This window comes from Comamonas sp. 23 (assembly GCF_049601575.1).
In the GTDB taxonomy this organism is placed as follows: Bacteria; Pseudomonadota; Gammaproteobacteria; order Burkholderiales; family Burkholderiaceae_C; genus Comamonas; species Comamonas squillarum.
Map to the genome: position 1 here is coordinate 1,813,304 of NZ_CP187127.1, position 23,479 is coordinate 1,836,782.

A 23,479-nucleotide genomic window follows, 5' to 3' on the forward strand; every position below is an offset into this window, starting at 1 on the left:
TTGGAATGAGTGTAGAACTGATACAGCCTAGCGTGCTGCAAGAGACCATCGCCCGCGTGCTGGGCGACAAGGCGCGCTCGGTGACCCTGGCGCTGGGTGAAGTGACCGTGGAAGTCTCGGCCTCGAACTACCTGCAAGCCATGCAGCTGCTGCGCGATGCGCCCGAATGCAAGTTCGAGATGCTGATGGACCTGTGCGGCGTGGATTACTCCGCATACAAGGACGTGGGCACCGATGGCCCACGTTTTGCCGTGGTCTCGCACCTGTTGTCGATCAGCCTGAACCAGCGCCTGCGCGTGCGTGTGTTCTGCCAGGACGACGATTTCCCGGTGCTCGACACCCTCAGCCAGCTGTGGGCCTCGGCCAACTGGCTCGAGCGCGAAGCTTTTGACCTGTTCGGCATTGTCTTCGAAGGCCATGACGACCTGCGCCGCATCCTGACCGATTACGGCTTTATCGGTCACCCCTTCCGCAAGGATTTCCCGCTGACGGGCCATGTGGAGATGCGCTACGACGCCGAGCAGGCACGCGTGATCTACGAACCGGTGACGATCGAGCCGCGCGAGATCACGCCCCGCATTATTCGTGAAGACCATTACGGAGGCCTGCACTGAGGCGCTCTGACCTCACGATGAAGAACCATGGCTGAAATCAAAAACTACACACTCAACTTCGGTCCCCAGCATCCTGCAGCACACGGCGTGCTGCGTTTGGTGCTGGAGCTCGATGGTGAAGTGGTGCAACGCGCAGACCCGCATATCGGCCTGCTGCACCGCGCCACCGAGAAACTGGCGGAGAGCAAGACCTTCATCCAGTCGCTGCCCTATATGGACCGCCTGGATTACTGCTCGATGATGAGCAACGAGCACGCCTACTGCCTGGCTATCGAAAAGCTGCTGGGCCTGGAAGTGCCGATCCGCGCGCAATATATCCGCGTGATGTATTCCGAGATCACCCGCATCATGAACCACCTGATGTGGCTGGGCTCCTCAGGCAATGACGGCGGCAGCTCGACCATTCTGATCTACAGCTTCCGCGAACGTGAAGACCTGATGGACATGTACGAAGCCGTCTCCGGCGCGCGCATGCACGCGGCGTACTTCCGTCCGGGTGGCGTGTACCGCGATCTGCCAGAGAGCATGCCGCAGTACAAGGCCAGCAAGGTGCGCAATGCCAAGGCCATCGAGCAGATGAACCGCAACCGCCAGGGTTCGCTCATCGATTTCATCGATGACTTCACCGCGCGCTTCCCCAAGTGCGTGGACGAATACGAAACCCTGCTGACGGACAACCGCATCTGGAAGCAGCGCAATGTGGGCATCGGCGTGGTTGACATCGACCGCGCGATGAACCTGGGCCTGACCGGCCCGATGCTGCGCGGCTCGGGCCTGGCCTGGGACATGCGCAAGTCGCAGCCCTACGAAGTCTATGACCGCATGGATTTCGACATTCCTGTGGGCAAGACCGGCGACTGCTATGACCGCTACCTGGTGCGCATCGCCGAGATGCGCGAGTCCAACCGCATCATCAAGCAGTGCGTGGACTGGCTGCGTGCCAACCCCGGTCCGGTCATCACGGGCAACCACAAGGTGGCGCCTCCCGATCGCGAAGCCATGAAGTCCAACATGGAAGAGCTGATCCACCACTTCAAGCTGTTCACCGAAGGCTTCAAAGTGCCCGAGGGTGAGGCTTATGCATCAGTGGAGCACCCCAAGGGCGAGTTTGGCATCTACCTGATCAGCGACGGTGCCAACAAGCCTTACCGCCTGAAGATTCGTCCACCAGGATTTGTGCATCTCTCGGCGCTCGACGAAATGAGCCGTGGCCACATGCTGGCCGATGCCGTGATGGTGTTGAGCACCTTGGACATCGTGTTTGGAGACGTTGACCGATGATTACCGAAGCAACAAAAGCACGCTTTGCCCGCGAAGTTGCCAAGTATCCGGCAGAGCAGAAGCAGTCGGCCGTGATGGCTTGCCTGTCTATCGTGCAGCAGGAGCAGGGCTGGGTGAGCCAGGAGAGCGAGGCGGTGATCGCCGAGTACCTGGAGATGCCCGAGATCGCCGTGCATGAAGTGACCACCTTCTACAACATGTACAACCAGCACCCGGTGGGCAAGTACAAATTGAGCGTGTGCACCAACCTGCCTTGCCAGCTGCGTCGCGGCCGCGAGGCGCTCAAGCACCTGGAAGAGAAGCTGGGCATCAAGATGGGGGATACCACCGCCGATGGCGTGTTCACCATCGAGCAATCGGAATGCCTGGGCGCCTGCGCCGATGCACCGGTGCTGCTGGTCAATGACCGCCACATGTGCAGCTTCATGGACAACGAAAAGCTGGACCAGCTGATGACCGGCTTGCGCGCAGCGGAGGACACCAAGTGACGACAGCCGCTCAAATTCTGTCGCAGTTCCAGGCCACCGGCGTGGAAACCTGCTTCCACGACCGCCATATCGAGCCCCAGATCTATGCAGGTCTGGATGGCACGAACTGGTCGATCAAGGACTACGAGGCGCGCGGCGGCTACCAGGCCCTGCGCAAGCTGCTGGGCAAGGACGGTGGCGAGGGCCTGACCCAGGACCAGGTCATTGCCACGATGAAAGAGTCGGGCCTGCGCGGCCGCGGCGGCGCTGGCTTCCCCACCGGTCTGAAGTGGAGCTTCATGCCCCGCAACTTCCCCGGCCAAAAGCACCTGGTGTGCAATTCGGACGAGGGCGAGCCTGGCACCTGCAAGGACCGCGACATCCTGATGTTCAACCCGCACATCGTGATCGAGGGCATGGCCATCGCCGCGTATGCGATGGGCATCTCGCTGGGCTACAACTACATCCACGGCGAAATCTTCCAGGTCTACGAACGCTTTGAAGCGGCGCTGGAAGAGGCGCGTGCGGCAGGCTACCTGGGTGACAACATCCTGGGCAGCAGCTTCAGCTTCGAGCTGCATGCGCACCATGGTTTTGGCGCCTACATCTGCGGCGAAGAAACCGCTTTGCTCGAATCGCTCGAAGGCAAGAAGGGCCAGCCCCGCTTCAAGCCGCCATTCCCGGCCAGCTTTGGTCTGTATGGCAAGCCCACGACGATCAACAACACCGAAACCTTTGCGGCCGTTCCCTGGATCATCCGCAACGGTGGCCAGGCCTACCTGGAATGCGGCAAGCCCAACAACGGCGGCACCAAGATCTTCTCGGTCAGCGGTGACGTGAACAAGCCCGGCAACTACGAAGTGCCAATGGGTACGCCGTTCTCCACCTTGCTCGAGCTCGCCGGCGGTGTGCGCACCGGCCGCAAGCTCAAGGCCGTGATCCCTGGCGGATCGTCGGCCCCTGTGCTGCCAGCGGACATCATGATGGCCTGCACGATGGACTATGACTCCATCTCCAAGGCCGGCTCGATGCTGGGCTCGGGCGCCGTCATCGTGATGGACGACTCGCGCGACATGGTCGAGAGCCTGCTGCGCCTGTCCTACTTCTACCAGCACGAGTCCTGCGGACAGTGCACCCCTTGCCGCGAAGGCACGGGCTGGCTGTGGCGCATGGTCGACCGCATCCAGCACGGCCACGGCCGCGCCGAGGATCTGGACAAGCTGGACTCGGTAGCCGGCAACATCATGGGGCGCACGATTTGCGCATTGGGCGATGCGGCAGCGATGCCGGTGCGCGCAATGATCAAGCATTTCCGCCATGAATTCGAAGCAAAGATCAACGCTGCTGAAAAGCAGACCGCTGCTTCTTCCTGATCGCGAGTGAGCATATGGTTGAAATTGAAATAGACGGTCAGAAGGTCGAGGTCGCGGAAGGCAGCATGGTCATGCACGCGGCCGATGCGGCGGGCAAGTACATCCCTCACTTCTGCTACCACAAGAAACTGTCGATCGCGGCGAACTGCCGTATGTGCCTGGTGGACGTCGAGAAGGCACCCAAGGCGATGCCTGCCTGCGCCACGCCCGTGACGCAAGGCATGATTGTGCGCACCACCTCGGACAAGGCGGTCAAGGCCCAGCAATCGGTGATGGAGTTCCTGCTCATCAACCACCCGCTGGATTGCCCAATCTGCGACCAGGGCGGTGAATGCCAACTGCAGGACTTGGCTGTGGGCTATGGTGCCAGCAGCTCGCGCTACGAAGAAGAAAAGCGCGTGGTCTTCCACAAGAATGTGGGCCCGCTGATCTCGATGGAAGAGATGAGCCGTTGCATCCACTGCACCCGCTGCGTGCGCTTCGGTCAAGAAGTCGCAGGCATCATGGAGCTGGGCATGGTCAACCGCGGCGAGCACGCCGAGATCACCACCGTGGTGGGCGATACGGTGGACTCGGAGCTGTCGGGCAACATGATCGACATCTGCCCCGTGGGTGCACTCACGAGCAAGCCTTTCCGCTACAGCGCCCGTACCTGGGAGCTGTCGCGCCGCAAGTCGGTCTCGCCCCATGACTCCACCGGTGCCAACTTGATCGTTCAGGTCAAGAACAACAAGGTGATGCGCGTGGTGCCGTTCGAGAACGACGCCGTCAACGAATGCTGGATTGCCGACCGTGACCGCTTCTCCTACGAAGCGCTCAACGGTGAAGAGCGCCTGACTGCGCCGATGATCAAGCAAGGCGGCCAGTGGCTCGAAGTGAGCTGGCAAGCTGCGCTGGAATACGTGGCCAATGGCATCAAGAGCGTGCAACGCGACCATGGCGCGAGCGCCGTGGGTGCGCTGGTCAGCCCGCACAGCACGCTCGAAGAGCTGTTCCTGGCCGGTGAACTGGTGCGCTCGCTGGGCAGCCAGAACGTCGACTACCGCCTGCGCAACGCCGATTTTGCCAAGGCAGAAGGCGTGCGCTGGCTGGGTCGCTCGATCGCCTCGCTGTCGGACCTGAACACGGCCTTGATCGTGGGCTCGAACGTGCGCAAGGAGCATCCGCTGTTTGCCCAGCGTATCCGCCAGGCCGCCCGCAAGGGCGCGGTGGTGACCGCGATCCAGTCCAAGGCTTTTGATCTGGCGATTCCGCTGGCCCACCAGGTGGTCACACCTGCTGCGCAGTGGGCCTACGCGCTGTCCTCCGTGGCAGCGGCCCTCGCCCAGTCCAAGGGTGTGGAAGCGCCGAACAACGCCGGTACCGTGACGCCCGAGTCCATCGAGATTGCCCGCGCGCTGCAAAACGGCGAGCAAAAGGCCATCCTGCTGGGCAATGCTGTCGCGCACCATGCACAAGCGAGTACCTTGCTGTCGATCGCCAACTGGATTGGCGCGCAGACGGGAGCTACCGTCGGCTTCCTGACCGAAGCGGCCAACACCGTGGGCGCGCAATGGGTGGGTGCTGTGCCCCAGGCCCATGGCATGCACGCTGGCGAGATGCTCGCCGGTGGCGTCAAGGCCGCGATCTTGCTCAACTGCGAACCCGCGTTCGACACGGCCGCTGGCAGCCAGGCGCTGCAAGGCTGCGAGATGGTGGTGAGCCTGAGCCCGTTCAAGGCCAACATGGACATCGCCGATGTGCTGCTGCCGATCGCGCCGTTCACCGAGACCTCGGGCTCGTTCGTGAATGCCGAAGGCCTTGTGCAGAGCTTCCACGCCGTGGTCAAGCCGCTGGGCGATACCCGTCCGGGCTGGAAGGTGCTGCGCGTGCTGGGCAATCTGCTCGACGTCGCAGGCATGGCCTTTGATTCGTCGCAGGACGTGCTGGCCGTGGCCACTGGCTCGCAAGGCCAGGTGCCTGCCGAGCTGCTGTCCAACAGCACCAAGACCAACATGGCCGTGTCGGCGCCTGCAGGCCAGGAGCCGGTGGTGGCCAGCATCTACCAACTCGATGGCATCGTGCGTCGCGCGCCGTCGTTGCAAATGACGGCGGATGCCCGCCAATCCTCGGAGGTGGTGGCAGCATGATCGACGCAATCTACAACGGCGGTCTGACCCTGATCGCGGCAGAGTGGTGGGCGACCCTGGTCTGGCCCGTGATCTGGAACCTGATCAAGATCCTGTGCATCGTCTTGCCTTTGATGGGCGCAGTGGCTTACCTGACCCTGTGGGAGCGCAAGCTCCTGGGCTTCATGCAAGTGCGTTACGGCCCCAACCGGGTCGGCCCTTTTGGTCTCCTCCAGCCTCTGGCCGACGGCCTTAAGCTGATGACTAAGGAAATCATCACGCCGACGGCGGCAAGCTCGGGCCTGTACCGCCTGGGCCCGATCATGGCCATCATGCCTGCGCTGGCAGCCTGGGTGGTCATCCCCTTCGGTCCCGATGTGGCGCTGGCCAATGTGAACGTGGGCCTGCTGCTGGTCATGGCGATTACCTCGATCGAAGTCTATGGCGTGATCATCGCCGGCTGGGCATCGAACTCCAAGTACGCTTTCCTGGGCGCGCTGCGCGCATCGGCCCAGATGGTGAGCTATGAAATCGCGATGGGCTTTTGCTTCCTGGTGGTGATCATGGTCACCGGCAGCATGAACCTGACCGAGATCGTGCTGGCCCAGGGCAAGGGCATGATGGCATCGTCGGGTGCCAGCATCCTGTCGTGGAACTGGCTGCCGCTGCTGCCGATGTTCATCGTCTACCTGATCTCGGCCGTGGCCGAAACCAACCGCCACCCCTTTGACGTCGTCGAAGGCGAAGCGGAAATCGTGGCCGGTCACATGGTGGAATATTCGGGCATGGGCTTTGCCGTGTTCTTCCTGGCCGAGTACGCGAGCATGTGGCTGGTGTCCATCCTGGCCGTGATCATGTTCCTGGGCGGCTGGCTGCCACCATTCGATTTCCTGTCCTTCATCCCGGGCTGGATCTGGCTGGCTGCCAAGACGTTCCTGGTGGTGTCGATGTTCATCTGGATTCGCGCTACTTTCCCACGTTTCCGCTATGACCAGATCATGCGTCTGGGCTGGAAGATTTTCATCCCCGTCACCCTGGTGTACCTGGTCTTTGTCGGCGGCTGGTTGCTGTCGCCATGGAACATCTGGAAATAAGCGGAGGAATACAACATGACTACTGCAGTTTCTCCCCGCTCTTTCTCGGTGAAGGATTTCTTCAAGAGCTTCATGCTCTGGGAATTGATGAAGGGCATGGCCCTGACCGGTCGCTACACGTTTGCGCGCAAGATCACGGTCCAGTTCCCCGAAGAGAAGACGCCGCTGTCGCCCCGTTTCCGTGGCCTGCACGCGCTGCGCCGCTACGAAAACGGCGAAGAGCGTTGCATTGCCTGCAAGCTGTGCGAAGCCGTCTGCCCTGCGATGGCGATCACGATCGAGTCCGATGTGCGTGATGACGGCTCGCGCCGCACCACCCGCTACGACATCGATCTGACCAAGTGCATTTTCTGTGGCTTCTGTGAAGAAAGCTGCCCCGTTGACTCCATCGTGGAAACCCAGATTCTGGAATACCACGGAGAAAAGCGCGGCGACCTGTACTTCACCAAGGAAATGCTGCTGGCCGTGGGCGACCGTTACGAACCTGAAATTGCTGCAGCCAAGGCTGCGGACGCAAAGTACCGCTGACGCGGCACTTGGAGACTGATCGAAAAGAGCCCCACATGGATGTCACAACTGGTTTTTTCTATCTGTTCTCGGTAGTGCTGCTGTACGCGGCATTCCGAGTAGTTACTGCCCCAAATCCGGTGCACGCTGTGCTGCACCTGATGTTGGCGTTTTCTCAGGCAGCCGGTATCTGGTTGCTGCTCAAGGCTGAGTTCCTGGCCATCGTGCTGGTGATGGTCTACCTGGGCGCCGTGATGGTGCTGTTCCTCTTCGTGGTGATGATGCTGGATATCCGCATCGACCAGCTGCGCAAGAGTTTCTGGAAGAACTTCCCGCTCGCTGCAGTGATCTTTGCCATCGTCGCGTTCGAGATGGGCGTGGTGCTGATCGGCGGCTTCAGTGCCATCGACGCGCCCAAGGCCATCCCTGCTGTGGTGGATGCGGCCGGCAAGGTCGTGCCCTACAGCAACGTCAAGGCGCTGGGCACCATGCTCTACACCGAGTATCTGTTCCCTGTGCAAGTGGCTGCGGTCATCTTGCTGGTGGCGATGATTGCCGCGATTGCCCTGACCCTGCGCCATCGCAAGGATTCCAAGGCTATCGATGCATCGCTGCAAGTGCGCGTGCGTGCTTCGGATCGCCTGCAATTGGTCAAAGTCCAGGCGAGCAAGCCTGCAGCCCCCGTGGTGCAGCCTGCCGCTGAGGTCGAGGAGAAGAAGGTATGACGCTCACTCTGGGTCATTTTCTGACGTTGGGCGCGATGCTGTTCGCGCTGTCCGTGGTCGGTATCTTCTTGAACCGTCGCAACCTGATTGTGCTGCTGATGGCCATCGAGTTGATGCTGCTGGCCGTGAACACGAACTTTGTCGCCTTCTCCCACTACCTGGGAGACATGCACGGCCAGATTTTCGTGTTCTTCATCCTGACCGTTGCGGCGGCAGAGTCGGCAATTGGTTTGGCAATCTTGGTGTTGCTGTTCCGTAACAAGTCCACCATCGATGCGGAAGATCTCAACTCCCTGAAGGGTTGAGGCACCAATACTTGCAAGGTTAAGAAGAATGAGTCAAACCCTTTCTGCTTCAACACTGTTGGCGGTGCCTCTGGCGCCCCTGGCAGGATCTTTGCTGGCAGGCATTTTCGGTACCGCCCTGGGCGGCAACCGCATCGGCCGCGTTGGCAGCCGCACGCTCACCATCCTGGGTGTGTTCATTGCCTTCGTCATCTCTGCGATGACGTTCCAGAGCGTGGTGTTTGAAGGCGCGACCTTCAACCAGACGCTCTACACCTGGATGACCGTCGGGTCGCTGAAGATGGAGATCGGTTTCATGATCGACTCCATCACCGCGATGATGATGTGCGTGGTGACCTTTGTGTCGCTGATGGTGCACATCTACACGATGGGCTACATGGCGGAAGACGACGGCTACGACCGTTTCTTCTCGTACATCTCGCTGTTCACCTTCTCCATGCTGATGCTGGTGATGAGCAACAACCTGCTGCAGCTGTTCTTCGGCTGGGAAGCGGTGGGCCTGGTGTCGTACCTGCTGATCGGTTTCTACTTCAAGAAGGAAACCGCGATCTTCGCCAACATGAAGGCCTTCGTGGTCAACCGTGTCGGTGACTTCGGCTTCATCCTGGGTATCGGCCTGATTGCTGCCTACACCGGCACCTTGAACTACACCGAAATCTTCGCCAAGACCAATGAGCTGAGCGGCATGACGCTGCCCGGCTCCACCTGGTCGCTGATGACGGTGATCTGCATCTGCCTGTTCATCGGTGCGATGGGCAAATCGGCACAGTTCCCCCTGCACGCCTGGCTGCCCGATTCGATGGAAGGTCCTACCCCCATCTCGGCACTGATCCACGCGGCCACCATGGTGACCGCCGGCATCTTCATGGTCTCGCGCATGTCGCCCCTCTATGAGCTGTCTGACGCAGCCCTGAACTTCATCCTCGTGATTGGCTCGATCACCGCGCTGTTCATGGGTATCCTGGGCATCATCCAGAACGACATCAAGCGCGTGATCGCGTACTCCACGCTGTCGCAGCTCGGTTACATGACCATCGCGCTGGGCGTGTCGGCCTACTCGGTGTCGGTGTTCCACCTGATGACGCACGCGTTCTTCAAGGCACTGCTGTTCCTTGGCGCAGGCTCGGTCATCATGGGCATGCACCACAACCAGGACATCCGCTGGATGGGTGGCGTGCGCAAGTACATGCCCATCACCTGGATCACCTTCCTGCTGGGTAACCTGGCGCTGATCGGTACGCCGTTCTTCTCGGGCTTTTACTCGAAGGACGCGATCATCGAAGCGGTGCACGCCTCCAACCTGCCTGCCGCCGGCTTTGCCAACTTTGCGGTGCTCGCTGGCGTGTTCATCACTGCGTTCTACTCGTTCCGTCTGTACTTCATCGTATTCCACGGTAAAGAGCGCTACGACCAGAACCCCGATGCCCACCATGATGACCACCACGCGCACGACGACCACCACGGCCATGGCCACGATGCCAAGCCGCATGAGTCGCCATGGGTGGTGACCCTGCCGCTGGTGCTGCTGGCGATTCCTTCGGTGGTGATCGGTGCGATTGCGCTGATGCCGATGCTGTTCGGTGACTTCTTCAAGGGCGTCATCTATGTTGATGGCAGCAAGCACGGCGCGATGGCCGAGCTGGCCGAGAAGATCCACGGCTGGATTCCGATGGCGCTGCATGGCTTCACCGCTGCGCCGTTCTGGCTGGCGCTGGCCGGTGTGGTGACCTCCTATGTGTTCTACATGGTCAAGCCCGAGATTCCTGCTGCCATCAAGCGCATGAGCGAGAAGGTCGGTCTGTACCAGGCACTGGAAGGCAAGTACGGTGTGGACTGGGTCTACGAAAACATCTTCGCCCGCGGCTCGCGCGTGCTGGGCAGTGTGTTCTGGAAGGTGGGCGACCAAGGCCTGATCGACGGCCTGATCGTCAACGGTTCCTGGAAGCTGGTGGGCCGCATCTCCGCCCTGGTGCGCTGGCTGCAGACGGGTTATGTGTACCACTACGCATTGGTCATGATTCTGGGTATCTTCCTGGCCATGACGTACTTCGTGCTGCTCAACAAGTAAGGAAGAAGAAAAATGGGATTGTTGAGTCTTGCAATTTGGACGCCCATCGTCTTTGGTACGGTCCTGCTGGCCTTTGGCAAGCAGGAGCAGGCCAAGATGGTGCGCTGGATCGCACTGGTCGGTGCGCTGATAGGCCTTTTGGTCACCTTGCCTCTGTACACCGGCTTCCAGCTGGGTACGTCGGCGATGCAGTTCGTCGAGAAGGCGTCTTGGATTCCACGCTTTGGTATCAACTACTACCTGGGCGTTGATGGCATCTCCTTCTGGTTTGTGCCGCTGACCGCCTTCATCACGGTGATCGTGGTGCTGGCTTCCTGGGAGTCGATCACCGAGCGCGTGAACCAGTACATGGGCGCGTTCCTGATCCTGTCGGGTCTGATGATCGGTGTGTTCTCGGCACTGGACGGTCTGCTGTTCTACGTGTTCTTTGAAGCAACCCTGATCCCGATGTACCTGATCATCGGTATCTGGGGTGGCCCGAACCGCATCTACGCAGCGTTCAAGTTCTTCCTGTACACGCTGATGGGTTCGCTGCTGACCTTGATCGCGCTGCTGTACCTCTACACCAAGGCAGGCAGCTTCGAGATTCTGGCCTGGCACCAGCTGCCGCTGACGATGACCGAGCAGACCTTGATCTTCTTTGCCTTCTTCGCCGCGTTTGCCGTGAAGGTGCCGATGTTCCCGGTGCACACCTGGCTGCCCGACGTTCACGTCGAAGCGCCTACCGGTGGTTCTGCCGTGCTGGCCGCGATCATGCTGAAGCTGGGGGCCTATGGTTTCCTGCGTTTCTCGATGCCCATCGCTCCTGATGCGTCGCACGAATGGGCCTGGCTCATCATCGCGCTGTCGCTGATCGCCGTGATCTATGTGGGTCTGGTGGCAATTGTGCAAAAGGACATGAAAAAGCTCGTGGCTTATTCGTCCGTCGCACACATGGGCTTTGTGACCCTGGGCTTCTTCATCTTCAATGACATCGGTGTCATGGGTGGCCTGATGCAGATGATTGCCCACGGCTTTGTGTCGGGCGCGATGTTCCTGTGTATCGGCGTGCTGTACGACCGCGTGCATTCGCGTGATATCGCTGCCTACGGCGGCGTGGTCAACACCATGCCCAAGTTTGCCGCCTTTGCCCTGCTGTTTGCGATGGCCAACTGCGGCCTGCCAGGCACCGCCGGTTTCATCGGCGAGTGGATGGTGATCCTGGGCGCCACCAAGTTCAACTTCTGGATTGGTGTGCTGTCGGCCACCGCGCTGATTCTGGGCGCTGCGTACACGCTGTGGATGTACAAGCGCGTGTACTTCGGCCCAGTGACCAATGACCATGTGCGCGAGCTCAAGGACATCGGTTGCCGCGAATTCCTAATCCTGGGCATCTTGGCTGCTGCCGTGCTGATCATGGGTGTCTACCCTGCGCCGTTCACCGATGTGATGGGTGCCTCGGTGGCCGACCTGCTCAAGCATGTCGCCGCGTCCAAGCTGTGATGGTCGGACAGAATTGAGAGACTTGAGATGATTGATAACATCAGCTGGCTGGCTATCTATCCCGAAATCGTGCTGTTGGTGATGGCATGTGTCATCACCATCGTGGACCTGGGCGTCAAGAGCGCAGGGCGCACGCTCACCTACATTCTGTCGCTGCTGACCCTGGTGGTCGTGGCGGTGATCACCGGTATCTATGCCAGCAATGGCAATACGTTCTACGCCTTTGGCAACATGGTCGTCTCCGACGCCATGGGCAACTGGCTCAAGTGCGCTGCGGCGATCGCGATGGCCGTCACCCTGGTCTATGGCCGTGGTTACTCGCGTGACCGTGGCATGCTCAACGGCGGTGAGTACTTCATCCTGTCGCTGCTCGCGCTGCTGGGCATGAACGTGATGATCTCGGGCAACAACTTCCTGATCATCTACCTGGGGCTGGAGCTGCTGACCCTGTCGAGCTACGCGCTGGTCTGCCTGCGCCGTGACAACACCGCTGCGGTGGAAGCGGGCATGAAGTACTTCGTGCTGGGCGCGATGGCATCGGGTTTCCTGCTGTACGGTCTGTCGATGATCTACGGCGCCACCGGCTCGCTCGATATCGGTGAAGTGTTCAAGGCGGTGAACTCCGGCCTGATCCGCCACCAGGTGCTGGTCTTCGGTCTGGTGTTTGTGGTCGCTGGCCTGGCCTTCAAGCTGGGTGTGGTGCCTTTCCACATGTGGGTGCCTGACGTCTACCAAGGCGCACCCACGGCCATCACGATGATCGTGGGCGGCGCGCCCAAGCTGGCAGCTTTCGCGATTGTCATCCGCCTGCTGGTGGACGGCCTGCTGCCGCTGGCGATTGACTGGCAACAGATGCTGGCCGTGCTGGCCATCCTCTCGCTGCTGATCGGTAACTTGGCCGCTATTGCCCAGACCAACATCAAGCGCATGCTGGCCTACTCGACCATCTCGCAAATGGGCTTTGTGCTGCTGGGTCTGATGTCCGGCGTGGTCAATGGCAATGTCGAAGCGGCTACCGCTGGCAACGCCTACAGCGCCTCGATGTTCTACGTCGTGAGCTATGTGCTGACCACCCTGGCCACGTTCGGTGTGGTGCTGCTGCTGGCCCGTGAAGGCTTTGAGAGCGAAGAGATCGCCGACTTTGCCGGCCTGAACCAGCGCAGCCCGCTGTACGCTGGCGTGATGGCAATCTGCCTGTTCTCGATGGCCGGTATTCCTCCGCTGGTGGGCTTCTACTCGAAGCTGGCCGTGCTGCAGGCGCTGGTGGCTTCGGGCAGTGGCCTCTATATTGCGCTGGCCGTGTTTGCGGTGATCATGTCGCTGATCGGCGCCTTCTACTACCTGCGCGTGGTCAAGGTCATGTACTTCGACAAGCCCATCACCGCCGCCAAGGTGCATGCACCTTTAGACGTGCGTGCTGTGCTGGTGGTCAATGGCGCGCTGGTGCTGATTCTGGGCATCATGCCCGGCGGTCTGATGAAGCTGTGCTCTGACGCCGTGCTGCGCGCACTCGCCAGCTAAGCGGCTCGGCAACCGAGCCTGACAAAGCCCGCATGTCTATCACTGCATCCATCTGGTTGGTGATCGTGGCGGGCTTTGTTGCGGCCAATCTGCCATTTCTGAACCAACGTATTTTGGCCGCGGGGCCCCTGTGCCATGACGGCGGCAGTGCCGGCAAGGCCCTGTGGATCCGCCTGGTCGAGCTGGTCGTGCTGTACTTCCTCATCGGGGCATTTGCGATGCTGCTCGAAGGCCGCGCCGGCCAGCGCAGCAGCCAGGGCTGGGAGTTCTATGCCGTCACCGGCACCTTGTTCCTGACCTTTGCCTTCCCCGGTTTTGCCTACCAGTACCTGCTGCGCAAGGTGAGCCGAGCGGGGTGAGACTGTGAAGGTCTTCAACCTGCGCTGCCCTTTGGGCCATATCTTTGAGGGCTGGTTCGCCTCGGACGCCGCGTTCGAGCAGCAACAAAGCCAGGGCTGGCTCAGCTGCCCGATGTGCAACTCGCATGAGATCGTCAAAGGCCTGAGCGCCCCGCATCTGGCGCGCAAATCCAATTCCCTGGCCCCAGCGGCTCCAGCTGCGCCGGCTTCCGCCGCCGCAGCCCCTGCACGGCCTGGTAGTGCGCCGGCGTCGTCCTCGCCATCCCGGGCCTCCCCAACCCCGCTCAGCGATGCCCAGCGCCTGCAACAGGCCTGGCTGGAGCTGTCGCGCCAGATCGTAGCCAATACCGACGATGTCGGCAGCGGCTTTGCCGACCTGGCCCGCCAGATGCATGAGGGTGAGGTCGCTGCCCGCCCGATCCGGGGCACCGCCACCCCGGAGGAGCAACGCGCTTTGGTCGACGAGGGCATCGATGTGCTGCCCTTGCTGCTGCCCGAAGCGAGCAAGCACCGCCTGCAATAGGCTGGATCTGTCGCCTTGGCAGCAGCCCGACTGGCTGGCATGCTGCAGCGCCGATGATGCACAGTACGTATGAATGGGCCGGGGCAGGGCCTTTGCATTGTCGCCCGTGCTTGATTTTGATGACAAAAAGACGACCGTTTGTCCCTCAGGTGACTATCAAAAAGTGAGCGCATAAAGCCCACGGGTTAACGCGTACGCAGCCTCACCTACAGGCTTTCCCCAGTGTTGCATCGCAGTATTCTTTCCTAGTATTGGCAGCATCGAAGCGGCGTGCATTTCCAACCCGGAATAGGCGCCGCGCTTTTTTCCAGCGAAGCGGTGCGGTGCCCATGAGTGATGTCATTCTTCAAACCCGAGATCTCACCAAGGAGTTTCGGGGATTCACAGCAGTCAGCAATGTCAACCTGTCGGTGCAGCGGGGCTCGATCCATGCGCTGATCGGCCCCAATGGTGCCGGCAAGACGACATGCTTCAACCTGCTGACCAAGTTCTTGACGCCCACCAAGGGCATCATCCATTTCAACGGCACGGACATCACCAGCGAAGAGCCGGCGCAGATTGCCCGCCGGGGGGTGATCCGCTCGTTCCAGATCTCGGCGGTGTTCCCGCACCTGAGCCTGATGGAGAACGTGCGCATCGCCTTGCAGCGCAAGCTGGGCACGTCCTTCCACTTCTGGAGCAGCGAGCGCACCTTGGACAAGCTCAACGGCCGCGCGGTGGCCTTGCTCGAAGAGGTGGGCCTGGCGCACCTGGCCGACGAGATCACCTTGAACCTGCCTTATGGCCAAAAGCGTGCACTCGAGATTGCCACCACGCTTGCGATGGAGCCCGAGCTGATGCTGCTCGACGAACCCACCCAGGGCATGGGCCATGAGGACGTCGAGCGCGTCACCCAGCTGATCAAAAAGGTCTCGGCCGGGCGCACCATCTTGATGGTCGAGCACAACATGAAGGTCATCTCGACGATTGCAGACCGCATCACGGTGCTGCAGCGCGGCGCCATCCTGGCCGAGGGCGACTACCAGACGGTGTCGCAGAACCCCCAGGTGATGGAAGCGTATATGGGAACCACCGACGGCCAGCTGCAGGGAGCGCACTGACATGAATGAGAAAAACGGAGTGCCTGCACTGGAGATCAGCGATCTGCACGCCTGGTATGGCGAATCGCACGTGCTGCATGGCGTGAACATGCGCGTGATGCCGGGCGAGGTGGTGACCTTGCTGGGCCGCAACGGCGCGGGCCGCACATCGACGATGCGTGCGGTGATGGGGCTGACGGGCTCGCGCAAGGGCTCGATCAAAATCCATGGCGTCGAGACCATCCAGATGCCCACGCACAAGATTGCGCACCTGGGCCTGGGTTACTGCCCGGAAGAGCGCGGCATCTTTGCCAGCCTCTCCTGCGAAGAGAACCTGATGCTGCCGCCGGACCTCAAAACCGGCTCGGCCGGCATGTCGGTCGAAGAGATCTACGAGATGTTCCCCAACCTGGCCGAGCGCCGCCAAAGCCAGGGCACGCGCCTGTCGGGCGGTGAGCAGCAGATGCTGGCCGTGGCCCGCATTCTGCGCACCGGCGCCAAGCTGCTGCTGCTCGATGAGATCTCCGAAGGTCTGGCCCCCGTCATCGTGCAGGCGCTGGCCCGCATGATCGTGAGCCTGCGCGCCAAGGGCTACACCGTGGTGATGGTCGAGCAGAACTTCCGCTTTGCCGCGCCACTGGCCGACCGCCTCTATGTGATGGAACATGGCCAGATCGTCGAGCAGTTCAGCGCCGACGAGCTCGAAGGCAAGATGCCTTTGCTCAACACCTTGCTGGGGGTCTAGCCCACTTTTTTGCAACCCTGGCGCAGCGCAGACTGCCGCCATGTATTGAGAACAGATATTTTTTAGGAGACAAGATGAAAGCAAAGCTCAAAGCCATTGCCCAGGTGGCATGTTTGGTCGCCCTGTCCGCAGGCGCTGCCCAGGCACAAGAAAAGGTGAAGATCGGCTTCATCACCGACATGTCCAGCCTCTACGCCGATGTGGAAGGCAAGAACGGCGCAGTCGCGATCCAGATGGCCATCGATGACTTCGGTGGCAAGGTGCTGGGCCAGCCCATCGAGATGGTCTCGGCCGACCACCAGAACAAGGCAGACATCGCAGCCTCCAAGGCGCGCGAGTGGATCGATACCGCCGGCGTGACCATGCTGTTTGGCGGCACCAACTCCGGCACGGCCCTGGCCGCTGCCAAGGTGGCGCAAGAGAAAAAGCGCGTCTACTTCAACAGCGGCGCGGGCTCCTCGGCACTGACCAATGAGCAGTGCAGCCCCTACACCGTGCACTATGCCTATGACACCGTGGCCTTGGCCAAGGGCACCGGCGGAGCCGTGGTGGACCGTGGCGGCAAGTCCTGGTTCTTCCTGACGGCCGACTACGCGTTTGGCCACTCGCTGGAAGCGGACACCACCGCCGTCATCAAGGCCAAGGGCGGCCAGGTGCTCGGCTCGGTGCGCCACCCGCTCAACGCATCTGACTTCTCGTCCTTCCTGCTGCAGGCGCAAAACTCCAAGGCCCAGATCCTGGGCCTGGCCAATGCCGGCGGCGACACCATCAATGCCATCAAGGCTGCGCGTGAGTTCGGCATCAACAAGACCATGAAGACCGCCGGCTTGCTGGTCTTCCTGTCTGACATCCACAGCATGGGCCTGAAGAACACCGAAGGCCTGCTGCACACCACCAGCTGGTACTGGGACCTGAACGACGAGACGCGCAAGTTCGCCGACAAGTTCTTCGCCAAGACCAAGCGCATGCCTACCGATCTGCATGCGGCGGACTACTCGGCGACGATGAACTACCTGAAGGCTGTCGAAGCCGTCAAGACCACCGATGCCGACAAGGTCATGGCCTACCTCAAGAGCACGCCGCTCAACGACTTCTACGGCAAGGGCGTGATCCGCCCCGATGGCCGCTACGCGCACGACATGTACCTGGTCGAAGCGAAGTCGCCTGCCGAATCCAAGAAGCCCTGGGATTACCTGAAGGTTCTGTCCACCTTGCCTGCGGACCAGGTCTGGACGACCAAGGCCGAATCCAAGTGCGCGCTCTGGAAGTAAGCACCGCTCACACCTAACCTGCGTCGATGCTGCCTGCTGCGGCTGCCCGCCATCGCTGATGGCACGGGTCGCAAAAGCAGCGGCATGACGCCAGGCGTGTTGTGTTCATTCACTGACTCGTGAGCTTTTCATGGAAATTTTTGGTATCTCATTACCGGCCTTGATGAGCCAGCTGCTGCTGGGTCTGGTCAACGGCTCGTTCTATGCCATTCTCAGTCTGGGATTGGCCGTGATCTTTGGCCTGCTCAATGTGATCAATTTCGCCCACGGCGCTTTGTTCATGCTGGGGGCCATGTTCACCTGGATGGCGGCGTCCTACTTCCAGGTCAATTACTGGGTGATGCTGCTGCTCTCGCCGATTCTGGTGGGCATCATCGGGGTGTTGATAGAGCGCTTTTTGCTGCGCCATATCTACAAGCTCGACCACCTCTACGGCCTGCTGCTGACCTTGGGGCTGTCGCTGCTGATCGAGGGCGTGTTCCGCTCGATCTACGGCGTCTCGGGCCTGGGCTACGACACGCCCGAGCTGCTCGAAGGCGCCACCAACGTTGGCGTGATGCTGCTGCCCAACTACCGCATGTGGGTGGTGGTAGCCTCGCTGATCGTCTGCTTTGCCACCTGGTATGTGATCGAGAAAACCCGCCTGGGCGCCTACCTGCGGGCCGGCACCGAGAACCCCCGTCTGGTCGAGGCTTTCGGTGTCAACGTGCCGCTGATGATCATGCTGACCTATGCGTTTGGCGTGGGCCTGGCCGCCTTTGCCGGCGTGCTGGCAGCGCCCGTCTACCAGGTCACGCCGCTGATGGGCCAGAACCTGATCATCACCGTGTTCGCGGTGGTGGTGATCGGTGGCATGGGCTCCATCATGGGCGCCATCGTCACCGGTCTGGCACTGGGCGTGATCGAAGGGCTGACCAAGGTCTTCTACCCAGAAGCCTCGGCCACCGTCGTGTTCGTGATCATGGTCATCGTGCTGCTGGTGCGCCCGGCTGGCCTGTTTGGCAAAGCGAAGTGAGGTGAGGGGATGAATTCCAAGAAGTTTGCCAAACTGGGGTATGGGTTGCTGCTGCTCGGCATGATCGCTGCGCCGTTCATGGGGGCCTACCCTGTGTTCGTGATGAAGCTGATGTGCTTTGCACTTTTCGCCTGTGCGTTCAATCTGCTGCTGGGCTACACCGGTCTGCTGTCCTTTGGCCATGCCGCCTTCTTTGGTGGTGCGGCTTATGTCACCGGCCATGCGATCAAGGTCTGGCACCTGACGCCGGAGCTGGGCATTTTGTTCGGCGTGGTGTTCGGTGCCTTGCTGGGTGTGGTGTTTGGCTGGCTGGCCATTCGCCGCCAGGGGATTTATTTCTCGATGATCACCTTGGCGCTCGCCCAGATGCTGTTCTTTGCCTGCCTGCAAATGCCCTTCACCGGTGGTGAGGACGGCCTGCAAGCGGTGCCGCGCGGCAAGCTGTTTGGCGTGCTGAGCCTGGAGAGCGACTGGACCATGTACTACGTGGCCCTGGCCATCGTGGTGCTGGCCTTCCTGCTGATCATGCGCACGGTGCATTCGCCTTTCGGCCAAGTGCTCAAGGCGCTCAAGGAAAACGAGCCGCGTGCCATCTCGCTGGGCTATGACGTCAACCGCTTCAAGCTGCTGGCCTTTGTCATCTCGGCTGCGCTGGCCGGTCTGGCCGGTTCGCTCAAGACCGTGGTGCTGGGCTTTGCAACCTTGACTGACGTGCACTGGACGGCATCGGGCCAGGTCATCCTGATGACCTTGGTGGGCGGCCTGGGCCTGCTGTCGGGGCCGATCGTCGGCTCGGCCGTAATCGTCGCGCTGGAAAACAAGATCGGCGATATCGGCACCTGGCTGTCGCGCCTGACCGGCGTCGAGTGGTTCAACACCTTGGGTGAGTCGGTGACCATTGTGACCGGCCTGATCTTTGTGATCTGCGTGCTGGCGTTCCGCCGCGGCATCATGGGCGAGTTGATCGCCTTCATGGACCGCAAGAAGAAATAGCGGGGGCTTGCAGACCCGTCCAAGTCAAAGACCCGCATTGCGCGGGTCTTTGTTTTTGGAGAGGGCGGGGAGGGCGGCGTTACTTCCAGAGCTTGCAGCTGGATTCGGCCTTGGTGGTCCAGACCTCGTCGGGGCTGAGCGTCTTGAGCACCTTGAAGTAATCCCAGGCGCCTTTGGATTCGGCCGGGGCCTTGACCTGCATCAGGTACATCTCATGGGCGTAGCGGCCATCGGGGCGGACAACGCCCTTGGCGTAGAAGTCGGACAGGGGTTCGGCCTTCAGCGCGGCCATCACCTTGTCCGAATCGGTGGACTTGATGCGGTCGGCCGTCTTCAGGTAGGTCATCATCGCCGAGTAATCGGCCGCCTGCAGCGAGGTGGGCATCTTCTTGAACTTCTCGAAGAACCGGTCCGAGAACTTGCGGCTTTCCGGGTTCAGGTCCCAATGCCAGCTGTCGGTGAACATCAGGCCTTCGGTCTGCTTGAGCCCCAGGCTGTGGATGTCCGAGCTGAACAGCAGCATGCCGGCGAGCTTCATGGTCTTGGTCACGCCAAACTCGCGCGCAGCCTTGATGGTGTTGATGGTGTCGCCACCGGCATTGGCCATCGCCAGAATCTGGGCCTTGGAGTTCTGCGCCTGCAGCAGGAAGGACGAGAAATCCGAGGCATTGATCGGATGCCGCACGGCGCCCACCACGCGGCCGCCTGCGGCCTTGATCACCTTGGTGGTATCGGCCTCCAGCGCATGGCCAAAGGCGTAGTCGGCCGTCAGAAAGAACCAGTCCTTGTCGCCCAGCGCCACAATGGCGCCGCCGGTGCCCTTGGCCAAGGCCACCGTGTCGTAGGCGTAATGCACCGTGTAGGGGCTGCACTGGTCGTTGGTTAGCGCGGATGTACCCGAGCCGTTGACGATGATGAGGCGCTTTTTCTCCTCGGCCACCTTGGCCATCGCCAGGCCGGTGCTGGAGGTGGTGCCGCCCACCAGCATCTGCATGTCGCGCTGGTCAAACCACTCGCGCGCCTTGGAGGCGGCCAGGTCGGCCTTGTTCTGGTGGTCGGCCACCATCAGCTCCACCGGCTTGCCCAGCAGCTTGCCGCCAAAGTCATCAATCGCCATCTGCAGCGCCAGCGCCCCGCCCTTGCCATCAACGTCCGCATAGACGCTGGACATGTCGGTGATGAAGCCGATCCGCACCTTGTCTTGCGCCAGCGCACCTTGCGCAAACAGGGCCAGCACACAGCCAGCGGCAGCGGCCGCAATTGCGCGTCGCCGGTGTGGCAGCGCAGAACGCAAAGAGGGCATTGCAGGAACATTCATCGGAAGGTCTCCTTGTTCAAATAGACATGCGTGCAGTGCGGCTGCCAGGTGCGGCGCACCCGTGGGCTGCTGCGCCCCGATGGTTGCAGGCTGCTTGGCGCGCGCCTACTGGGGTAAGCACCAGCGCGGCGCAAAAACGCAGCTGTGCGCGCGGCGCGAAGCGGCTATACTGCTCGCAGCTCCGGGGTGTGCGAAAGCGCTGAGATGCGAAAGGCAGTTGCAAGACTGCTGATTAGCGAACCCGACGAACTTGATCCGGTTCATGCCGGCGGAAGAAGAGCGGGACCCTGAAAGCACAGCGGTGGAAGGCAGGCAGCGTTGCATGGCACGCGCCTGTGGCCACCGGCTACGCACACCCCAGGCGCCTCGCGCACTGGGGTTTTGTCTTTTTGGGGACGGCACCTGTCAGCGCGCAACAGGTGCCGCCATGGCCAGCCAACAGCGGCCACGGCGCAACGCACAGCACGGCCGGGCCGGGGTGTAGTCGATGGGCGTGTTGCGGCCAAGCAGCCATGCCTGGCGTGTTGGAACAGAAGAGGGCCGGCACGTCTCGGAGCGTTCGATGAAATCAACCGCTTTGAGGAGACTGCCATGAACGCCCCTGAGTCCCTGTTCATCCCCGCCACCGGTGATGCCCCCGATGCCGCCCGCTTTGGCGAACTGCTGGCCCAATCACGCCAGCCTTTTCCTGCGTCGACCAAGTCTTACCTGGCCGGTGCCATCCACCCGCAGCTGCAGGTGCCGGTGCGCGATATTGCGCTGACCAACGGAGAGCAGGTCAGCGTCTACGACACCTCGGGCCCCTACACCGACCCGGCCGTGGCCATCGATGTGCGTCAGGGCCTGCCCGCGCTGCGCGCCGAATGGATCGCCGCGCGCGGCGACAGCCACTACTATGTGGGGCGCCAGCGTGTGGCGCTTGATGACGGCAGCAAGCGCGGCGAAGAAGACCTGCGCGTGGCCCAGCTGCGGGCCGAGGCCGCCGCGCTGCAGCGCCAGCCGCGCCGCGCCAAGAGCGGTGCCAATGTGACCCAGATGCACTATGCGCGCAAAGGCATCATCACCCCCGAGATGGAGTATGTGGCCCTGCGCGAGAACGGCCGCCGCGAATGGATGGCCGAGTACCAGCGCGATGCTGCGCGCGAGGCGCGCCTGGCGGGCAACAGCCTGGGCGCTGCGATCCCCAAGATCATCACGCCCGAATTTGTACGCGACGAGGTGGCGCGGGGCCGGGCCATCATTCCGGCCAATATCAACCACCCCGAGATCGAGCCGATGGCCATTGGCCGCAACTTCAAGGTCAAGATCAATGCCAATATCGGCAACTCGGCCGTGACCTCGAGCATCGAGGAAGAGGTCGAGAAGCTGGTCTGGGCGATCCGCTGGGGCGCGGACAATGTGATGGACCTGTCCACCGGCAAGAACATCCACACCACGCGCGACTGGATCGTGCGCAACTCGCCGGTGCCCATTGGCACGGTGCCGATCTACCAGGCGCTGGAGAAAGTGGGCGGTGTGGCCGAGGACCTGACCTGGGACATCTTCCGCGACACCCTGGTGGAGCAGGCCGAGCAGGGCGTGGACTATTTCACGATCCATGCCGGCGTGCGCCTGGCCTATATCCACCTGACGGCCCAGCGCCGCACCGGCATCGTCTCGCGCGGAGGCTCCATCATGGCCAAGTGGTGCATGGCCCACCACCGCGAGAGCTTCCTCTACGAACATTTCGAAGATATCTGCGACATCATGAAGCAGTACGACGTGAGCTTCTCGCTGGGCGATGGCCTGCGCCCGGGCTGCGCCTCGGACGCGAATGACGAGGCCCAGTTTGCCGAGCTGGCCACCTTGGGTGAGCTGACCCAGCTGGCCTGGAAGCACGATGTGCAGACCATGATCGAAGGCCCGGGCCATGTGCCCATGCACATGATCCAGGCGAACATGACCGAGCAGCTCAAGCACTGCCACGAGGCGCCGTTCTACACCCTGGGCCCGCTGACCATCGACATCGCGCCGGGCTATGACCATATCGCCAGCGCCATCGGTGCGGCGATGATCGGCTGGTTTGGCACCGCCATGCTCTGCTATGTGACGCCCAAGGAGCACCTGGGCCTGCCCGACCGCGATGATGTCAAGCAGGGCATCATTGCCTACAAGATTGCCGCGCACGCAGCCGATGTGGCCAAGGGCCACCCGGGGGCCCGGGCGCGTGACGATGCACTCAGCCAGGCGCGCTTTGACTTCCGCTGGGAGGACCAGTTCAACCTGGGGCTGGATCCGGACACGGCCCGCGCCTTCCATGACGAAACCCTGCCCAAGGACAGTGCCAAGGTGGCGCATTTCTGCTCGATGTGCGGGCCCAAGTTCTGCTCGATGAAGATCACCCAGGAGGTGCGCGAGTTTGCCAAGAACCAGGGCGTGGCCGAAGAGCAGGGCATTGCCGTGGGCATGCAGGCCAAGGCGGCGGAGTTCAACCGGGCGGGGGGCGATTTCTACATCCCGATCGCCAGCGACACGACGGCCAGGTAAGTACGCGGCGGGCGTTGACCCCATGCGGCCACCACCCGGTGGCCGCATTGGCGCCTCGGTGTCAGCAACATTTGCTGCGCTGCACTAAACTGCGGACTGCCATCT

The 23,479-nt window shown here is 61.6% G+C and carries 21 protein-coding genes and 1 riboswitch; of the genes, 20 read left to right on the forward strand and 1 reads right to left on the reverse strand.

Features of this window, described 5'->3' with window-relative positions; all coding sequences use genetic code 11:
- The first annotated feature begins 5 nt into the window (after positions 1-5).
- The 19 genes from ACPEE1_RS08180 to ACPEE1_RS08270 all read left to right on the forward strand — a co-directional run bounded on the left by ACPEE1_RS08180 (position 6) and on the right by ACPEE1_RS08270 (position 19,530).
- The gene (locus ACPEE1_RS08180) at positions 6-614 is read left to right on the forward strand and encodes an NADH-quinone oxidoreductase subunit C (protein WP_116925905.1); all 609 of its coding nucleotides are present in this window, start codon (positions 6-8) and stop codon (positions 612-614) included.
- Between the two features lie 27 nt (positions 615-641).
- Positions 642-1,895 carry an NADH-quinone oxidoreductase subunit D gene (locus tag ACPEE1_RS08185; protein WP_116925906.1) on the forward strand — a complete coding sequence of 418 codons (1,254 nt, stop codon included), beginning with the start codon at positions 642-644 and terminating at the stop codon, positions 1,893-1,895.
- Positions 1,892-2,383 (forward strand): NADH-quinone oxidoreductase subunit NuoE, encoded by a 492-nt coding sequence (gene nuoE / locus ACPEE1_RS08190; RefSeq protein WP_423935903.1) that lies wholly within the window; start codon positions 1,892-1,894, stop codon positions 2,381-2,383. The genes ACPEE1_RS08185 and nuoE overlap by 4 nt, the downstream gene beginning before the upstream one ends.
- The gene (nuoF, locus tag ACPEE1_RS08195; RefSeq protein ID WP_021028562.1) at positions 2,380-3,735 is read left to right on the forward strand and encodes an NADH-quinone oxidoreductase subunit NuoF; all 1,356 of its coding nucleotides are present in this window, start codon (positions 2,380-2,382) and stop codon (positions 3,733-3,735) included. The genes nuoE and nuoF overlap by 4 nt, the downstream gene beginning before the upstream one ends.
- Before the next feature lie 14 nt (positions 3,736-3,749).
- Positions 3,750-5,864: an NADH-quinone oxidoreductase subunit NuoG gene (gene nuoG, locus ACPEE1_RS08200; protein ID WP_260719950.1), complete on the forward strand. Its 2,115-nt coding sequence runs from the start codon at positions 3,750-3,752 to the stop codon at positions 5,862-5,864.
- Positions 5,861-6,937 carry an NADH-quinone oxidoreductase subunit NuoH gene (nuoH, locus tag ACPEE1_RS08205; RefSeq protein WP_116925909.1) on the forward strand — a complete coding sequence of 359 codons (1,077 nt, stop codon included), beginning with the start codon at positions 5,861-5,863 and terminating at the stop codon, positions 6,935-6,937. Before nuoG ends, nuoH begins: the two co-directional genes overlap by 4 nt.
- A gap of 15 nt (positions 6,938-6,952) precedes the next feature.
- Positions 6,953-7,465, forward strand: coding sequence for an NADH-quinone oxidoreductase subunit NuoI (gene nuoI / locus ACPEE1_RS08210; protein WP_021028565.1), 513 nt, complete (start codon positions 6,953-6,955; stop codon positions 7,463-7,465).
- 35 nt (positions 7,466-7,500) lie between these two features.
- Positions 7,501-8,169 carry an NADH-quinone oxidoreductase subunit J gene (locus ACPEE1_RS08215; protein WP_182342871.1) on the forward strand — a complete coding sequence of 223 codons (669 nt, stop codon included), beginning with the start codon at positions 7,501-7,503 and terminating at the stop codon, positions 8,167-8,169.
- On the forward strand, positions 8,166-8,474 hold the full coding sequence (gene nuoK, locus ACPEE1_RS08220) for an NADH-quinone oxidoreductase subunit NuoK (protein ID WP_021028567.1): 309 nt from the start codon (positions 8,166-8,168) through the stop codon (positions 8,472-8,474). Before ACPEE1_RS08215 ends, nuoK begins: the two co-directional genes overlap by 4 nt.
- 28 nt (positions 8,475-8,502) lie before the next feature.
- Positions 8,503-10,542, forward strand: coding sequence for an NADH-quinone oxidoreductase subunit L (nuoL, locus tag ACPEE1_RS08225; RefSeq protein ID WP_116925911.1), 2,040 nt, complete (start codon positions 8,503-8,505; stop codon positions 10,540-10,542).
- 12 nt (positions 10,543-10,554) lie between these two features.
- A complete protein-coding gene (locus tag ACPEE1_RS08230) occupies positions 10,555-12,024 on the forward strand; it encodes an NADH-quinone oxidoreductase subunit M (RefSeq protein ID WP_021028569.1) in 1,470 nt (489 codons plus the stop codon).
- Between the two features lie 27 nt (positions 12,025-12,051).
- Positions 12,052-13,545, forward strand: a complete 1,494-nt coding sequence (gene nuoN / locus ACPEE1_RS08235; RefSeq protein WP_116925912.1) for an NADH-quinone oxidoreductase subunit NuoN — start codon at positions 12,052-12,054, stop codon at positions 13,543-13,545.
- 32 nt (positions 13,546-13,577) lie between these two features.
- A complete protein-coding gene (locus ACPEE1_RS08240; protein ID WP_116925913.1) occupies positions 13,578-13,904 on the forward strand; it encodes a DUF2818 family protein in 327 nt (108 codons plus the stop codon).
- Between the two features lie 4 nt (positions 13,905-13,908).
- A complete protein-coding gene (locus ACPEE1_RS08245; protein ID WP_182342869.1) occupies positions 13,909-14,427 on the forward strand; it encodes a DUF1178 family protein in 519 nt (172 codons plus the stop codon).
- A 329-nt stretch (positions 14,428-14,756) separates the two neighbouring features.
- Entirely contained in the window at positions 14,757-15,527 is a 771-nt protein-coding gene (locus ACPEE1_RS08250; protein ID WP_021028573.1) for an ABC transporter ATP-binding protein, read from the forward strand.
- Position 15,528: 1 nt separating this feature from the next.
- Positions 15,529-16,251: an ABC transporter ATP-binding protein gene (locus tag ACPEE1_RS08255; RefSeq protein WP_116925915.1), complete on the forward strand. Its 723-nt coding sequence runs from the start codon at positions 15,529-15,531 to the stop codon at positions 16,249-16,251.
- 74 nt (positions 16,252-16,325) lie between these two features.
- A complete protein-coding gene (locus ACPEE1_RS08260; protein WP_116925916.1) occupies positions 16,326-17,522 on the forward strand; it encodes an ABC transporter substrate-binding protein in 1,197 nt (398 codons plus the stop codon).
- 130 nt (positions 17,523-17,652) lie between these two features.
- Positions 17,653-18,537 carry a branched-chain amino acid ABC transporter permease gene (locus ACPEE1_RS08265; protein WP_021028576.1) on the forward strand — a complete coding sequence of 295 codons (885 nt, stop codon included), beginning with the start codon at positions 17,653-17,655 and terminating at the stop codon, positions 18,535-18,537.
- Between the two features lie 9 nt (positions 18,538-18,546).
- Positions 18,547-19,530, forward strand: a complete 984-nt coding sequence (locus ACPEE1_RS08270) for a branched-chain amino acid ABC transporter permease (RefSeq protein ID WP_116925917.1) — start codon at positions 18,547-18,549, stop codon at positions 19,528-19,530.
- Between the two features lie 79 nt (positions 19,531-19,609).
- Here the strand turns inward: ACPEE1_RS08270 and ACPEE1_RS08275 are convergent, their stop codons facing one another.
- Complete coding sequence (locus tag ACPEE1_RS08275) at positions 19,610-20,833, reverse strand: ABC transporter substrate-binding protein (RefSeq protein WP_116925918.1); 1,224 nt, start codon at positions 20,831-20,833, stop codon at positions 19,610-19,612.
- A gap of 187 nt (positions 20,834-21,020) precedes the next feature.
- Positions 21,021-21,142, forward strand: a riboswitch (TPP riboswitch).
- Between the two features lie 297 nt (positions 21,143-21,439).
- Here ACPEE1_RS08275 and thiC point away from each other — a divergent pair.
- Positions 21,440-23,374: a phosphomethylpyrimidine synthase ThiC gene (thiC, locus tag ACPEE1_RS08280; RefSeq protein ID WP_116925919.1), complete on the forward strand. Its 1,935-nt coding sequence runs from the start codon at positions 21,440-21,442 to the stop codon at positions 23,372-23,374.
- Positions 23,375-23,479: the final 105 nt, after the last annotated feature.

Coding starts and splice junctions, on each gene's coding strand:
- ACPEE1_RS08270 (WP_116925917.1), top strand. CDS start 18,547: ATGAATTCCAAGAAGTTTGCCAAACTGGGGTATGGGTTGCTGCTGCTC.
- nuoK (WP_021028567.1), top strand. CDS start 8,166: ATGACGCTCACTCTGGGTCATTTTCTGACGTTGGGCGCGATGCTGTTC.
- ACPEE1_RS08180 (WP_116925905.1), top strand. CDS start 6: ATGAGTGTAGAACTGATACAGCCTAGCGTGCTGCAAGAGACCATCGCC.
- nuoE (WP_423935903.1), top strand. CDS start 1,892: ATGATTACCGAAGCAACAAAAGCACGCTTTGCCCGCGAAGTTGCCAAG.
- nuoN (WP_116925912.1), top strand. CDS start 12,052: ATGATTGATAACATCAGCTGGCTGGCTATCTATCCCGAAATCGTGCTG.
- ACPEE1_RS08250 (WP_021028573.1), top strand. CDS start 14,757: ATGAGTGATGTCATTCTTCAAACCCGAGATCTCACCAAGGAGTTTCGG.
- nuoG (WP_260719950.1), top strand. CDS start 3,750: ATGGTTGAAATTGAAATAGACGGTCAGAAGGTCGAGGTCGCGGAAGGC.
- ACPEE1_RS08275 (WP_116925918.1), bottom strand. CDS start 20,833: ATGCCCTCTTTGCGTTCTGCGCTGCCACACCGGCGACGCGCAATTGCG.
- nuoL (WP_116925911.1), top strand. CDS start 8,503: ATGAGTCAAACCCTTTCTGCTTCAACACTGTTGGCGGTGCCTCTGGCG.
- thiC (WP_116925919.1), top strand. CDS start 21,440: ATGAACGCCCCTGAGTCCCTGTTCATCCCCGCCACCGGTGATGCCCCC.
- ACPEE1_RS08230 (WP_021028569.1), top strand. CDS start 10,555: ATGGGATTGTTGAGTCTTGCAATTTGGACGCCCATCGTCTTTGGTACG.
- ACPEE1_RS08240 (WP_116925913.1), top strand. CDS start 13,578: ATGTCTATCACTGCATCCATCTGGTTGGTGATCGTGGCGGGCTTTGTT.
- nuoH (WP_116925909.1), top strand. CDS start 5,861: ATGATCGACGCAATCTACAACGGCGGTCTGACCCTGATCGCGGCAGAG.
- ACPEE1_RS08185 (WP_116925906.1), top strand. CDS start 642: ATGGCTGAAATCAAAAACTACACACTCAACTTCGGTCCCCAGCATCCT.
- ACPEE1_RS08265 (WP_021028576.1), top strand. CDS start 17,653: ATGGAAATTTTTGGTATCTCATTACCGGCCTTGATGAGCCAGCTGCTG.
- ACPEE1_RS08260 (WP_116925916.1), top strand. CDS start 16,326: ATGAAAGCAAAGCTCAAAGCCATTGCCCAGGTGGCATGTTTGGTCGCC.
- ACPEE1_RS08215 (WP_182342871.1), top strand. CDS start 7,501: ATGGATGTCACAACTGGTTTTTTCTATCTGTTCTCGGTAGTGCTGCTG.
- nuoI (WP_021028565.1), top strand. CDS start 6,953: ATGACTACTGCAGTTTCTCCCCGCTCTTTCTCGGTGAAGGATTTCTTC.
- ACPEE1_RS08255 (WP_116925915.1), top strand. CDS start 15,529: ATGAATGAGAAAAACGGAGTGCCTGCACTGGAGATCAGCGATCTGCAC.